Consider the following 14,346-nt stretch of genomic DNA (forward strand, 5'->3'; position numbering starts at 1 on the left):
TGCGAAAAACACCGGGCAAGCCCGGTGTAAGTTTTGTATTAAGTCTAGTCGAAACTCAGGCGATCAAATCGCTAACCTGGATTCTCTTAGCGCGCGGCTTCGTAAATGCGGCGGCTAACGTCCAGCGTAATGTCCTGATGTTCGCCCAGCTTAGTCATGCCTTTTTCTTCCAGTTTCACCAGCAGAGCAGGGATGGAGCTGCCGTCCAGGCCGTAGGCGGACAGGCGAGTCGCGGTGCCCATTTTCTCGAAGAAATTGCGGGTTGCTTCGATGGCCGCATCAATACGCTCTTCTTCGCTGCCGGAGGTGATGTTCCAGACGCGTTCTGCGTATTGCAGCAGTTTGGCGTGCTTCTCGTTACGCTTTTCATTCATCAGCGAAGGCAGAACCACCGCCAGCGTTTGAGCGTGATCCAGGCCGTGCATCGCGGTCAGTTCGTGGCCCAGCATGTGGGTCGCCCAGTCCTGCGGCACGCCAGCCCCGATCAGGCCGTTCAGCGCCATTGTTGCAGCCCACATCACGTTCGCACGCACGTCATAGTTTTCAGGATCTTTCAGCGCTTTCGGGCCGTCTTCGATCAGCGTCAGCAGAATGCCTTCCGCAAAACGATCCTGCACTTTGGCGTTGACCGGGTAGGTCAGGTACTGCTCGATGGTGTGAACAAAGGCATCCACCACGCCGTTAGCAACCTGTTTAGGCGGCAGGGTGTAGGTGTAAACCGGATCCAGAACCGCAAAGACAGGCTGCACGAAGTCAGACATGAACGCCTGTTTGTCGCCGGTAGAGCGGCGGGAAACCACTGCGCCTTTGTTAGATTCGGAGCCGGTGGCCGGCAGCGTCAGCACGGAACCCATTGGGATCGCACTTTTCACGTCGCTACCGCGGGTCAGCAGAATGTTCCACGGATCGATATCCTGCGGATAGTGCGCCGCAGCGGCGATAAATTTAGTGCCGTCGAGCACGGAGCCACCGCCGACTGCCAGCAGGAAAGTCACGTTTTCTTTACGCGCAATCTCTACGGCTTTCATCAGCGTTTCGTAAGACGGGTTAGGTTCGATGCCGCCAAACTCCAGCACGTCGAGGCCTTTCAGCGCGTCTTTAACCTGGTCCAGTACGCCAGTTTTAATCACGCTGCCGCCGCCGTAGGTAATCAGTACGCGAGCGTCGGCTGGGATCTGGTCACGCAGTTCTGCCAGGGAGCCTTTACCAAACAGGATGCGGGTTGGGGTATGAAGATTGAAGTTATTCATGATGGGTTTCCCGTTCGTTAGATGAGTCACATTGCTAAATCTGATGGCGCTTATTGTGGTCCGCCACGCTGCCTCTCTCAATGCATATTCCTGCCTTTATCTTGCCTGTTTCTCCAAATGACTGGAGAAATCGCAGAATCCATCGCACACTGTAAGCCGGATAAAAAGCGCCGTGGAGACGTAGGAAATGAACCGCCAGGCTATCTGCCAGCAGCTGACGGATAAAATCAATCAGCTGATTTTAAAAGAAAAGAGTGATGTATTTTTTGATGGCGTACGGCTGATGTACGGCACCAAACCGATGGCGCGTACCCCGGTCATGTACGAGCCGGGCATTGTTTTTCTCTTTTCGGGTCATAAAACAGGTTATCTTAATGACCGCGTATTCCGCTATGACGCCAATGAATACCTGCTGCTGACGGTGCCTTTACCCTTCGAGTGCGAAACTTTTGCGACGGCAGACGTACCGCTCGCCGGAATGCGTGTGAAAGTGGATATCCAGCAACTGCAGGATTTGCTGATGGACATCGGAGAAGACGATCTCTTCCGTCCGCAGTCCTGTACCGACGGGATAAATTCTGCCGAACTGTCGGAAGAAATTCTTTGCGCTGCAGAGCGGTTGCTGGATGTATTAGAGAGGCCTCTCGATGCCCGAGTCCTGGGCAAGCAGATTATCCGTGAGATCCTTTATCACGTTTTGACGGGCCCAAGCGGTGGGGCGCTACTGGCGCTGGTAAGCCGCCAGACGCATTTTAGCCTGATCAGCCGCGTGCTGCGCCGGATTGAAAACCAGTACACCGAAAACTTGTCGGTGGACCAGCTGGCAGCCGAGGCTAACATGAGCGTTTCTGCGTTTCATCACAACTTCAAGTCGGTGACCAGCACGTCGCCGCTGCAATACCTGAAAACTTACCGTCTGCATAAGGCAAGAATGTTAATGCTGCATGACGGTATGAAGGCAAGCGCGGCGGCTATCCGCGTGGGCTACGAGAGCGCGTCTCAGTTTAGCCGGGAGTTTAAACGCTATTTTGGCGTGACGCCGGGGGAAGATATGGCGCGGATGCGGGTTATTTAATGAGGCAAAAGCGAAGAGCGAATAAGTCGGGCTTATCCGCTCTTTCTTCATCAAGCAGGGTTACGCGGCGCTAACCTTTTTTTTCAGCACCACAAACACCGTGCCGACCAGGCCCACAATCAGCAGAGCAACCGGCAAAATCATCAGGAAGGTCATCACCTGATCTTCATGGCGCTTAACAAAGGGGATCATGCTGAGCGCGTAGCCCAGGCTAATCACAACGCCGACCCACAGCAGGCCGCTTAGCCAGTTAAAGAACTGAAAACGGCGGTTGCTGAGGCCGGAAATCCCCGCCATGGTAGGCAGCAGAGTACGAACAAAGGCCAGGAAGCGGCCCGCGAGCAGCGCCAGTAAACCGTGGCGGTCAAACATTTGCGTGGCGCGCTGGTGGTACTGGGTTGGCAGCTGTTTCAGCCAGCCTTTAACCGTGCGGGTATTGCCGAGCCAGCGCCCTTGTAAATAGCTAAGCCAACAGCCCAGGCTGGCTGCGATGGTTAAAATCACCAGCGTCGGTACAAAGCCCATCACGCCTTTGGCGATCAGCGCTCCCGCGAGCAGCAACAGGCTATCGCCCGGTAAAAATGAAGCAGGAAGTAGCCCATTTTCCAGGAACAGCGTCGCAAACATAACGCAATAGACAATGCCAATCACATGGGGGTCGGCCAGCGCAGCAAAATCGTGATGCCAAAGCGCCTCGACAATATTTTGTATAACAGCCATAGGTATTCCTGTGGAACCGCTTATTGAGTTCGCCCCGAGTATTACACCCGCAACTTAGGCTCACCTTAATTTCTACACATTGTACTGCTAAAATCTTCTCGACACCTTGATCCCAGGCTCAACAAAATCCCGATAATGGCAAAAAACTGTTCCACGATTACCGATAAACGGATTTTTTAGGCAATACGCTGGAAACCCGCTTCCAGATCCGCCATCAGATCGTCCACGTTTTCCAGGCCAATATGAAGGCGAACCAGGGTGCCGCTAAAGTCGACGCCGCCTGCCGGGCGGATCTCCGCCAGCTCATCGGGCTGATTAGCGAGAATAAGCGATTCATAGCCGCCCCAGGAATAGGCCATGCTGAAATACTCGAAATGATTGAGGTACTGTTCATACTCTTCATCACTCAGCCGCTTTTTCAGCACAAATGAGAACAGCCCGCTGCTGCCCGTAAAGTCACGTTTCCAGTATTCATGCCCCTTGCTGCCGGGCAGCGCTGGATGATTCACGCGCTCAACCTGCGGATGCTGTGCCAGCCATTCGGCGACTTTTAAGCTGCTTTCTTGATGCTGACGCAGGCGAACACCCAGGGTCCGAATACCGCGGCTGGTCATATACGCGGTGTCTGCATCCAGCATTTGCCCCATCAGATAGGCATTCTCGCGCAGCTGATCCCAGCATCGGGCATTGGATACCGCGGTGCCAACCATCGCATCCGAATGGCCAATTAAATATTTGGTTCCCGCCTGAATGGAGATGTCGATGCCGAACTCCAGCGCTTTAAACAGCACGCCAGCCGCCCAGGTATTGTCGATCATGATGATAGCGTCGGGGGCAACGCGCCTTACCGCTGCGACAATCGCCGGAATATCGTGGACTTCCATCGTAATGGAACCGGGGGATTCCAGAAAAACGACTTTGGTATTCGGCTGAATCAGGCTGGCAATATCGGCACCAATCTCCGGCGCGAACCAGCCAGTGCTAACCCCAAGCTTTGAGAGAATTTTGGTACAGAAATCCTGCGTTGGTTCATAGGCCGTTTCGGTCACCAGAACGTGATCGCCCTGTTCAACAAAGGCCAGAATTGTATTAGCCACCGCGGCGGCGCCGCAGGGAAAGAGGGCACAGCCCGCGCCGCCCTCAAGTTCACACATCGCTTCCTGCAACGAGAAATGGGTCAGCGTGCCGCGACGGCCATAGAACAGCTCGCCCTTAGCGCGGTTAGCGGTGGCCTGCTTTTTGGCCTCAACGCTTTCAAAGACGAGGGAGGAGGCGCGCTGAATCACGCTGTTAACCGAACCCTGAGTAAACTTCTTGCTGCGCCCGGCGTTGACCAGCGCCGTTTCGATGTGTTTTTCCGCCATTTCCGCTTCCCCGTCTAACCATCTGGATGTCTGGACGTAAATTAACACAGAATGGGCAAAGGGCATCATGGCGTTTTCTCAGGTTGGCGAAAAAAGTCATCATTTCGCCAGGTGGGCGCTTTTCCTGCGTAAGCGCAAGGAATGCTTCAACAATTTCCGGCAGTCTGCAAATACTAATGAGAACGACTATCAATTCGATAGTTTTTTGATATATTAGTCTCAGTTTTGACATTTATTTCTCGCTGGAGCGTAAGACGTGACGAGTAATCTGATGCAGACGGATCTGTCCGTTTGGGGCATGTATCAACATGCTGACATCGTAGTGAAGATCGTGATGATTGGCCTGATTCTGGCCTCTGTTGTCACCTGGGCCATCTTTTTCAGTAAGAGCGTGGAGCTGATCACCCAGAAACGTCGCCTCAAGCGAGAGCAGCAGCAGCTGGCTAACGTGCGCTCCCTGAACGAAGCGAGCAGCGTGGCAGAAGCCTTTGACAGTAAAAGCCTGAGCACGCTGTTAATCAACGAAGCCCAGAACGAACTGGAACTTTCAGCCGGCGTGGAAGATAACGAAGGCATTAAAGATCGTACCGGCTTCCGCCTTGAGCGCCGCGTGGCCGCCGTTGGGCGTCACATGGGGCGCGGTAACGGCTTCCTGGCCACCATCGGTGCGATTTCACCGTTCGTCGGCCTATTCGGTACCGTTTGGGGCATCATGAACAGCTTCATCGGTATCGCTCAATCCCAGACCACTAACCTGGCGGTCGTTGCCCCGGGCATCGCAGAAGCGCTGCTGGCGACGGCAATCGGCCTGGTTGCCGCCATCCCGGCGGTGGTTATCTATAACATCTTCGCGCGTATGATCGGCAGCTACAAAGCCAGCCTCAGCGACGTTGCCGCGCAGGTTCTGCTGCTGCAAAGCCGCGATCTGGACCTGGATGGTACCGCTCAGCCGCGTCCGGTGCGTAATACCCAGCAACTGCGAGTAGGTTAATGCCCCATGGCAATGCGTCTGAACGAAAACCTCGATGACAATGGTGAAATGCACGAAATCAACGTTACGCCGTTTATCGACGTGATGTTGGTGCTGCTGATCATCTTCATGGTGGCGGCGCCGCTGGCAACGGTGGACGTGAAGGTTAACCTTCCGGCCTCCAGCAGTGAACCACAGCCACGCCCTGAGAAGCCGGTTTATCTGTCGGTAAAAGCCGATCATTCGATGTTTATCGGTAATGACCCGGTAACCAAAGAGTCGATGGTCAATGCGCTGATTGCCGCAACCGAAGGGAAAAAAGACACCACCATTTTCTTCCGCGCGGACAAAACGGTGGACTACGAAACGCTGATGGACGTGATGGATACGCTGCACCAGGCAGGGTATTTGAAGATTGGCCTGGTCGGCCAGGAAGTCACGAAAGCGAAGTAAGTGGGGATGACCCTCATCACGGCCCTATTCCTCTTGGGAGAGGATGAAAACAACTCAAGTTTATTCTCTCCGTAGTTGTTACGTTCACCCGTAAATCTGTTTCCCCTGCACGTTCAGAGCACGGTGAACGTGTCCGGGGGATAACGCCATCCCCCGAACAGCCCCGGCGCCCGGCGAGCTCATCGCCGCTGAAGCGGTAAACCCACCGGCTATCACCCAAACATTCGGGGTCGTTCGCGATTTGTTCCTGACGATCGCTCTCTTTCGCTGTTCCCGACAGCTCAACCCCGCCTGAGTTGGGTCATCACCGGGGGCGATGAGAGCCGGGGACAAGGGCGTGGCGGTGTGACTTGCAGCGACTGTTGCGTTCAGCGTTGCTTTGAGCTTAAAGCGAGGCTCGGTTCCGGCTTAAATCGCCTCCGTTTTCTCTCCGACTGGCCAAGGTCCGGACGCCGGGAGCGGCCGGAGGCTGAGAGCGTCGGGAGCGCATCTCAGCCGACCCAGGACTGGGAGATAAAACGGAGGTCTGCCGCTTCAGCGGTCGATTTATTTGGCCGGGAGTCCGGGGTCTCGGGGGAGTGACGGTGACTCCACCGAGTCGTTCACAAGTTTGGGGGCTGCATATAAAGCTGTGCTTGAGGTGAACGGAACCTTAGCTGAACCTTCATATAGCTTATTTGTGACTAACAGACAGCCAAAGAGAGAAATCGTTAAATTTTATTACTCTTTATATTCCCTCGCCCCACTGGGGAGAGGGCCTGGGAAAGGGGCAAACCCCACTCACAGCGTAGAACTTTTCCACGTCTTCTCTGCAAGACCACGGGTCATCGACAGCGTCTGGGCTTCCTGCTCCTTCAGGCGCTGATAATGCCCTTCCAGCCGCTTAAGAATCTGCTCTTTAAGCTTCGGATGATGGCTGAGGATCTCTTCCAGCACCGCCCCATACACCTCTTCTTTGGCGCGCCACGGGAAGATTTCACGGCGGTTCATCCACTTCAGATCGATAAGCGCCGAAGTAATATCCGTAACTTCCTGCGTATTACGGGTGATATTTTCATTCTTAAGGCGAACCAGAATCGCTATATTTTTACTTAACGTAAATTCATGGTCTTTATTTTCATCAGCGCTAATTAACAAGGGCTGTTTTTTTAGAGGTTCTGCCATAGCACTACTCCTCAATTGAATAGCATAATGGCCAGGGTTTTTCTTGGGTCATTTGATTAACCCAAATTTCCTGCTCCTTGCTACTCACCCAGGCGGTTTTGTCTTCGATAAGCATCTGCAAATCGGCGGTACTAATAAGTTCTTTTTCAACCAGTTCGCCTATCAGGGCATGTAACGCCTCTATCCTAACCGCGCACAGCAGCCGCTCTTTAATATGACGGTCGGTTTCTTCAAGCAGGCGGTTCTTGGCCTGCCCGGCATAATGACTGCCGCTCAGGATGTTTTTTTCCAGCGTTAAAATCTTGTCCTGAACGACTTCCGACGTGGTACTATTTTCAGCTTCTGCAGGGAGCGTTGACGGTGCAACAACGGGATAGCGCCGTGGTAAGAAGTGTTCAGGCAGCATCGAATGTGATCCTTTGGAATCGGTTCAATATTCAGGTTCAGAGATTCGCGATATGATGCCTCAATTCAAAAATAAAAAAAACAGGAGTTTCTTATGCACAGCATATTTTATTCTATTGTCACCATTTTGATTTTGTTGTGTGCTGTATTGGTTATGCTCAAGGAGTTTAGCGCTTCAAATAATAAGAAAAATCGTGCGGCGGGTGAAATACAACCCATCACCACCAGCGAAGAGCGTGAAGATTATTTTGGCATGCTGATGTCTAAAATTACGCCCAGCTATTATTGGCGTATTAACAGTGAGTATATTGATTTTACTCACGCCACAATTAAAAAAATGCGTATCGATGAACTGACTTCCCAGCCGGTTTTATTTAGCGCCCAGCGCCGCTGCAGTGATTTAAATTCGGCGGTGTATAAATATTATGACAATATTAAAAAACGCTGTGCCGAAGGTGAGCAGGTGCCATTGTCAGATATTGAAGTGCTGAACCTGCGCCAGTGTTTTAACGAGTTTAGCCGAGACGCTTATCCTGCACTGGTTGCGTTGGTATGGCCACAGTATCAGCGCCCGGAGATCGACCTGAACAGCGTGTGAGCCCTGTAATCCTGCGTCCGGGGCTCACGCTTAAACGCCGGAATTCGCTATAATGACGCCCTTTTGCTATTTCCAGACAGGACATTATGGAACGTTTTATTGAGAATGCGATGTACGCCTCGCGCTGGCTTCTGGCCCCGGTTTACTTCGGGTTATCTCTGGCCCTGCTTGCGCTGACGGTGAAGTTTTTCCAGGAGATCATTCACGTTCTCCCGAATATCTTCTCGATTGCGGAGGCTGACTTAATTTTGACCCTGCTCTCGCTGGTGGATATGGCGCTGGTCGGCGGCCTGCTGGTGATGGTGATGTTTTCCGGCTATGAGAACTTTGTCTCGACGCTGGATATTTATGAAGGCAAAGAGAAACTAAGCTGGCTGGGGAAAATGGACTCTGGCTCGCTGAAGAATAAAGTCGCGGCATCCATCGTGGCCATCTCTTCTATCCATCTGCTGCGTATTTTTATGGACGCTAAAAACGTGCCGGACAACAAGCTGATGTGGTACGTGATCATCCACCTGACGTTTGTGCTGTCGGCGTTTGTGATGGGCTATCTCGACAAGCTTTCCCGCAGCGGGAAATATTAAAAACTAAGCCCCTGTTTACAGGGGCTTTGGCTTTTATTTGTCGGAGGATGCCTGCCACAGATTTAGCTCGCCATCGGCGACGTGGCGGTCAATTCGCTCCAGCTCTTCTGCGGTAAAGTGTAGATTATCCAGCGCTTTCACATTCTCTTTCAGCTGTTCTGCCCGGCTGGCACCGATCAACACTGAGGTGACGCGCTCATCTTTCAGCAGCCAGCTCAGCGCCATCTGTGCCATTGTCTGGCCACGCTCCAGCGCCATCTCGTTGAGTAAGCGCAGGCTACTGAGATTCGCCTCGGTCAGCATCTTTTCATTCAGCCCGCGAATTTTATTGCCTTCCACCTGCATCCTTGAGCCTTCCGGGATGCCGTTCAGGTATTTGCCGGTCAGCAGGCCCTGGGCGAGCGGGGTAAAGGCGATACAGCCGCTGCCGTTGTGCTGCAGCGTGTCCAGCAGGCCGCTTTTATCGACCCAGCGGTTTAACAGGTTGTAGGAGGGCTGGTGAATAAGCAGCGGAATTTTCCATTCTCGCAGCAGATCGGCCATTTTCTCTGTTCTTTCGGCGGAGTAAGAGGAGATCCCGACGTAAAGCGCTTTGCCGCTTTGCACCGCATGTGCCAGGGCGCTGGCCGTTTCTTCCATCGGCGTTCTCTCATCCACGCGATGGGAATAGAAGATATCGACATACTCCAGCCCCATGCGCTTCAGGCTCTGATCCAAACTTGCCAGCAGGTACTTACGTGAGCCGCCGGAACCATAAGGGCCTGGCCACATGTCATACCCCGCTTTGGTGGCAATAATCAGCTCGTCGCGGTAGCTGCCAAAATCCTGCTTCAGCAGGCGGCCAAAGTTTTCTTCCGCCGAGCCCGGAGGCGGCCCGTAGTTATTCGCCAGATCGAAATGCGTAATACCCAGATCGAACGCGGTGCGCAGCAGATCGCGCTGGGACTCCAGCGGACTCACGCCGCCAAAACTGTGCCACAAGCCGAGAGAAAGCGCGGGCAGCTGCAGGCCGCTCTGGCCGCAGAAGCGATACTGCATGGATTGATAACGCGACGGGCTGGCTTCGTAGGGCATGGTGTCTCCTTAGGGTAAGAGTTATTTTTGAAACGTTGTTTCCATCTTAACCCTGCGGAGACATTCGGCAATCCGAAAATCAGGCCTCCGGCGAGAGCGCGCTGTGGGGAGTGCCCTGATAATACGCGAGCGCCACCATCAGCGACTGCACCAGGCAAAGCGTTGCTGACTGCGAGCGGAAGGCGTCTACCTGCGCCTCTTTCACCACAAAACAGAGATCGCTAAACGTGGCGAATGGGCTAATTTGGCTGTCCGTGATCACTATCTGGCGAGCGCCCGCCTGGGCGGCAATTTCACTCACCATCAGCGTCTCTTCGGCATACGGGGAGAAGCTTATCGACACCACAATATCTTTCGCTTTCACCCGGTTGACTTGCTCACGCAGCATGCCGCCAAGCCCGTCCAGCAGCACGGCGCGGCAATCCAGATGGCTCAGAGCGTAGGTCAGATAAGCCGCCACGCTAAAGGAGCGGCGCAGGCCGACAACGTAGATCGTGTCTGCTTCGGCCAGCAATTCCACGGCACGCTGCAGCATTTCCGGTTCGGTACGGGCGGCCAGCTGCTGCAGGGCCTGAGCATTTGAGCGGGCAAACTCCTGCAAAATATCCAGCGGGGTTTCCGGCACGGCTTCGCTGCCCAGCTCACGGAACAGCCTCGCCCGATCGGTATAGCTGGCCGTCTCTTCCACCAGATTCATGCGAAACAGCTGTTTCATTTCGTTGAACCCGCTGAAATCAAAGGCATTGGCAAAGCGGATAAGCGTTGAGGGCGGCACCTCCGCCCGTTCGGCAATGGCGGCCACGGTATCAAATGCCACGCTATTGGTGTTATCCAGCACGTAGCGGGAAACCTGCTGCAGCCTTTTGCTCAGGCTGTCGTAGCGGTCGCGGATCTGCTGCTGGAGTTCGTTCAGGGTTGTCGCGGTGGTCAATTTGCCATCCTCAAAAGTATTCGCTGAAACGTATTTAAGCGTAGTACTGGCAAAAATGAAACAGATGCACCAAAACTGGCGGGGGCTGAAACGACACTGATGTCTCAGTCTTTGCACCTCATTCTGCGGGTTAACATAAAAACGAAGTGTTGATCACAATAATCAACATTTATTTTATTTGAACTTAAAATGGAATGTTTGTTTCATATACAGTGTTCGGGAGACAACCCTAACAGCAAGAGGCCAGAGATGGAGACGGTAGCGAATTTTATCCACGGTGAATGCGTCGCGGGCGAAGGCCAGCGGGTACAGGCGATCTTTAACCCGGCGACCGGCGCGCAGATCCGCCAGGTCGCCATGAGCACGGCCAGGCAGACGGAGCAGGCCATTGCCGCTGCCCAGCAGGCGTTTCCAGGCTGGGCTCGCCAGTCTCCGCTTAAGCGCGCCCGCGTGATGTTCCGCTTTAAAAGCCTGCTTGAGGAACACATGGACGGCCTGGCGAAGCTCATCAGCGAAGAGCACGGCAAGGTTTATTCTGACGCGGTGGGCGAACTGACCCGCGGCCTTGAAGTGGTGGAATTCGCCTGCGGCATCCCGCATCTGCAAAAAGGTGAGCATTCGGCCAACGTGGGTACGGGCGTGGACAGCCATTCTCTGATGCAGCCGCTTGGCGTCTGTGCGGGGATCACGCCGTTTAATTTCCCGGCAATGGTGCCGATGTGGATGTTCCCTATCGCGCTGGCAACCGGGAATACCTTTGTGCTCAAACCGTCGGAAAAAGATCCGTCTCTGTCGCTGCGTCTGGCTCAGTTGCTGAAGGAAGCCGGGCTGCCGGACGGCGTGTTTAACGTGGTGCAGGGCGATAAAGAAGCCGTGGACGTATTGCTGACCGACCCAAGGATTCAGGCCGTTAGCTTTGTCGGCTCTACGCCGATTGCCGAATACATTTACCAGACCGCTTCTGCCCACGGCAAGCGCTGTCAGGCGCTGGGCGGGGCGAAAAACCACTGTATTTTGATGCCGGATGCCGATCTGGATATGGCAACTAACGCCATTATGGGGGCGGCTTTTGGTGCCGCGGGGGAACGCTGCATGGCGCTTTCGGTGGTGGTTGCCGTGGGGGATGAAACCGCAGATGCGCTGTGCGCGGGGCTGGAAAAACAGCTTGCTACGCTGCGTGTGGGGCCGGGCCTTGGGCAGGAGCCGGAAAACGAAATGGGGCCGCTCATTTCTGCACCGCACCGGGCCAAAGTGCTGGGCTATATTGATAGCGGAGAGCAGCAGGGCGCGACGCTGCGCGTGGACGGTCGGGGCCTGAGGCTCGCAGGCCATGAAGGCGGCTATTTTGTTGGCCCAACGCTGTTTGATCATGTCACGCCTGAAATGACCATTTATAAAGAAGAGATTTTTGGCCCGGTACTGAGCGTGGTGCGCGTGCTGGATTACGCCAGCGCGCTGGAACTGATCAACAAGCACGAATACGGCAACGGCACGGCGATTTTTACCCGTGACGGTGGTACTGCAAGGCGATTCACCGAAGAAGTTCTGGTGGGCATGGTCGGCGTGAACGTGCCTATCCCGGTGCCGATGGCTTTCCACAGCTTTGGCGGCTGGAAGCGTTCTATCTTCGGGCCGCTGAACGTGCACGGCAGCGACGGCGTGCGTTTCTATACGCGGATGAAAACCGTCACCGCTCGCTGGCCGGAAACCAGCCATCAGCAAGGATCTGCATTCTCAATGCCGACGCTGGGCTAAGGGGAGGAAAGATGACCACACACCGCATGACCATGGCGCAGGCGCTGGTCAGGTTTTTAAACCAGCAGTACGTTGAAATCGATGGGCAGGAAGCGCCCTTTGTGGAAGGCGTAATGACCATTTTCGGGCACGGCAACGTGCTCGGGCTTGGGCAGGCGCTGGAGGAGGACCCCGGCCACCTGAAGGTGCATCAGGGCTGTAACGAACAGGGCATGGCGCATATCGCCACCGGCTTCGCCAAGCAACACCGGCGGCAGCGTATTTACGCCGTGACCTCCTCCGTGGGGCCGGGGGCAGCCAATATGGTGACTGCCGCCGCAACGGCCACCGCCAACCGTATTCCGCTTCTGCTCTTGCCCGGCGATATTTACGCCAGCCGCCAGCCGGACCCGGTGCTCCAGCAAATCGAGCAGTTTCATGACCTGAGCATTAGCACCAACGACTGCTTCCGGCCGGTGTCCCGTTACTGGGACAGAATCAACCGCCCGGAGCAGCTGATGAGCGCCATGATTAGCGCCATGCGAGTGCTTACTAACCCTGCGGATACCGGCGCGGTAACGATTTGCCTGCCGCAGGATGTGCAGGGTGAAGCCTGGGATTATCCGCAAAGCTTCTTTGCCCGGCGAGTGCACCATATCGAGCGGCGTCCGCCGGATGAAAACCGGCTACATGCCGCGCTAAAGCTCATTGCCAGCAAGCGTCGTCCGCTGGTTATTTGCGGCGGTGGGGTTCGCTATTCCGGCGCGCATCAGGTTTTCCAGGATTTTGTGGAACGCTTCGGGCTACCGTTTGCCGAAACCCAGGCCGGAAAAGGTGCGCTTGTAAGCGAGCACTCACTTAATCTGGGGGGCCTCGGCGTGACGGGCGGCCTGGCGGCTAACCTACTGGCCCCGCAGGCGGATTTAATCATCGGCGTCGGCACCCGGCTGACCGACTTTACCACCGGCTCTAAATCGCTGTTTTCACCCGAGGCTGAGTACCTGCTGCTAAACGTAGCCGAATTCGACGCCCTGAAGCTGGACGCCACGCCGCTGGTGGCCGATGCCCGGATTGGGCTAGAGCAGTTGACTGCCGGGCTGCATCAGGCTGGCTATCACGCCGCCTGGCAGAACGAAGCTGCTAACGCTCAAGCAGCCTGGTGCGAGGAGTGCCAGCGGCTGTGGACTCGGCAATGGCAGGCGGGAGAAGCCCCTGAAGTGGCGGGCCATCTGGACGAAACGTTGCAGGAATACAGCCGTGAGCTAGGTACGTCATTGACTCAAACCCGCGTGCTGGGCCTGGTGAATCAGCATATTGAAGATGACGCTATCGTGGTGGGCGCGGCGGGTTCGCTGCCGGGGGATTTACAGCGCCTGTGGCAGGTAAAAACGCCGGACAGCTATCACCTCGAATACGGCTATTCGTGTATGGGCTACGAGATTGCCGCGGCGGTGGGGGCAAAGCTCGCGAAGCCGCAGCAGCCAGTGTATGCGATGGTGGGGGACGGTTCTTACCTGATGCTGCATTCCGAGCTGCAAACCGCCGTGCAGGAAGGGATAAAAATCACCATTCTGCTGTTCGATAATGCCGGGTTCGGCTGCATCAATAACCTGCAGATGGGCCACGGCATGGGCAGTTTTGGTACCGAAAACCGCCATCGAAATCCACACAGCGGCAGGCTGGATGGCCCGCTGGTGAAGGTCGATTTTGCCCAAAATGCCGAAAGCTACGGCTGCAAAGCCTGGCGGGTCAATAGCGAGGCGGAGCTGCTTGCCGCGCTGGAGGCATCCCGGCTTGAGCCTGGGCCAACGCTGTTGGATATCAAAGTGCTGCCTAAAACTATGACCCACGACTACCAAGCCTGGTGGCGTACCGGAGACGCTCAGGTTGCTCGCTCGAGCACGGTGGCCGATGCCGCTGAACAAACCGCCGCTAAGCTCAAAAACGCCCGTCAGTACTAACCCTTCAGCATTCCGCTGGACTGTCTGGCGGAATGTTTATTTCATTTTTACTTTATTCTCTTC

Annotated in this window: 14 protein-coding genes; 7 read left to right on the top strand and 7 right to left on the bottom strand. The window is 55.1% G+C overall.

Translation table 11 applies throughout. The features are described from left to right. Positions 1–86: 86 nt before the first annotated feature. Entirely contained in the window at positions 87–1,250 is a 1,164-nt protein-coding gene (yqhD, locus tag F3J26_RS17965) for an alcohol dehydrogenase (RefSeq protein WP_166995200.1), read from the bottom strand. A 187-nt stretch (positions 1,251–1,437) separates the two neighbouring features. Here yqhD and F3J26_RS17970 point away from each other — a divergent pair, with 187 nt between their 5' ends. Continuing rightward, a complete protein-coding gene (locus tag F3J26_RS17970; protein ID WP_008460951.1) occupies positions 1,438–2,325 on the top strand; it encodes an AraC family transcriptional regulator in 888 nt (295 codons plus the stop codon). A gap of 60 nt (positions 2,326–2,385) precedes the next feature. Here the strand turns inward: F3J26_RS17970 and yghB are convergent, their stop codons facing one another. Both yghB and metC read right to left on the bottom strand, forming a co-directional pair. Continuing rightward, the gene (yghB, locus tag F3J26_RS17975) at positions 2,386–3,045 is read right to left on the bottom strand and encodes a DedA family general envelope maintenance protein YghB (RefSeq protein WP_008460953.1); all 660 of its coding nucleotides are present in this window, start codon (positions 3,043–3,045) and stop codon (positions 2,386–2,388) included. A 176-nt stretch (positions 3,046–3,221) separates the two neighbouring features. Then, positions 3,222–4,409 (bottom strand): cystathionine beta-lyase, encoded by a 1,188-nt coding sequence (gene metC, locus F3J26_RS17980; protein WP_166995202.1) that lies wholly within the window; start codon positions 4,407–4,409, stop codon positions 3,222–3,224. A 256-nt stretch (positions 4,410–4,665) separates the two neighbouring features. On the opposite strand from metC, the gene exbB reads away from it, so the two are divergent. After that, positions 4,666–5,400, top strand: a complete 735-nt coding sequence (gene exbB, locus F3J26_RS17985) for a tol-pal system-associated acyl-CoA thioesterase (protein WP_166995204.1) — start codon at positions 4,666–4,668, stop codon at positions 5,398–5,400. 6 nt (positions 5,401–5,406) lie between these two features. Then, positions 5,407–5,832: a TonB system transport protein ExbD gene (gene exbD / locus F3J26_RS17990; RefSeq protein WP_008460960.1), complete on the top strand. Its 426-nt coding sequence runs from the start codon at positions 5,407–5,409 to the stop codon at positions 5,830–5,832. Positions 5,833–6,612: 780 nt separating this feature from the next. Here the strand turns inward: exbD and F3J26_RS17995 are convergent. Further along, positions 6,613–6,996, bottom strand: a complete 384-nt coding sequence (locus F3J26_RS17995) for a hypothetical protein (RefSeq protein WP_008457003.1) — start codon at positions 6,994–6,996, stop codon at positions 6,613–6,615. Between the two features lie 4 nt (positions 6,997–7,000). Beyond that, positions 7,001–7,402 (bottom strand): hypothetical protein, encoded by a 402-nt coding sequence (locus F3J26_RS18000; RefSeq protein ID WP_166995206.1) that lies wholly within the window; start codon positions 7,400–7,402, stop codon positions 7,001–7,003. Between the two features lie 93 nt (positions 7,403–7,495). On the opposite strand from F3J26_RS18000, the gene F3J26_RS18005 reads away from it, so the two are divergent. Both F3J26_RS18005 and F3J26_RS18010 read left to right on the top strand, forming a co-directional pair. After that, positions 7,496–7,999 carry an ESA_00282 family adhesion-associated protein gene (locus F3J26_RS18005; protein ID WP_008457007.1) on the top strand — a complete coding sequence of 168 codons (504 nt, stop codon included), beginning with the start codon at positions 7,496–7,498 and terminating at the stop codon, positions 7,997–7,999. A gap of 86 nt (positions 8,000–8,085) precedes the next feature. After that, on the top strand, positions 8,086–8,583 hold the full coding sequence (locus F3J26_RS18010; RefSeq protein ID WP_008457009.1) for a TIGR00645 family protein: 498 nt from the start codon (positions 8,086–8,088) through the stop codon (positions 8,581–8,583). A gap of 33 nt (positions 8,584–8,616) precedes the next feature. On the opposite strand, the gene mgrA is transcribed toward F3J26_RS18010, so the two are convergent. Together mgrA and F3J26_RS18020 are read right to left on the bottom strand one after the other, a co-directional pair. Next, positions 8,617–9,657: an L-glyceraldehyde 3-phosphate reductase gene (mgrA, locus tag F3J26_RS18015; RefSeq protein ID WP_166995208.1), complete on the bottom strand. Its 1,041-nt coding sequence runs from the start codon at positions 9,655–9,657 to the stop codon at positions 8,617–8,619. Between the two features lie 79 nt (positions 9,658–9,736). Further along, positions 9,737–10,588, bottom strand: coding sequence for a MurR/RpiR family transcriptional regulator (locus F3J26_RS18020; protein WP_166995210.1), 852 nt, complete (start codon positions 10,586–10,588; stop codon positions 9,737–9,739). Positions 10,589–10,837: 249 nt separating this feature from the next. Here F3J26_RS18020 and F3J26_RS18025 point away from each other — a divergent pair, with 249 nt between their 5' ends. Further along, positions 10,838–12,343, top strand: a complete 1,506-nt coding sequence (locus tag F3J26_RS18025; RefSeq protein WP_166995212.1) for a CoA-acylating methylmalonate-semialdehyde dehydrogenase — start codon at positions 10,838–10,840, stop codon at positions 12,341–12,343. A gap of 11 nt (positions 12,344–12,354) precedes the next feature. Continuing rightward, positions 12,355–14,283 (top strand): 3D-(3,5/4)-trihydroxycyclohexane-1,2-dione acylhydrolase (decyclizing), encoded by a 1,929-nt coding sequence (iolD, locus tag F3J26_RS18030; RefSeq protein ID WP_166995214.1) that lies wholly within the window; start codon positions 12,355–12,357, stop codon positions 14,281–14,283. Positions 14,284–14,346 lie beyond the last annotated feature (63 nt).

This window comes from Enterobacter sp. Ap-867 (assembly GCF_011752855.1).
Lineage (GTDB): Bacteria > Pseudomonadota > Gammaproteobacteria > Enterobacterales > Enterobacteriaceae > Cedecea.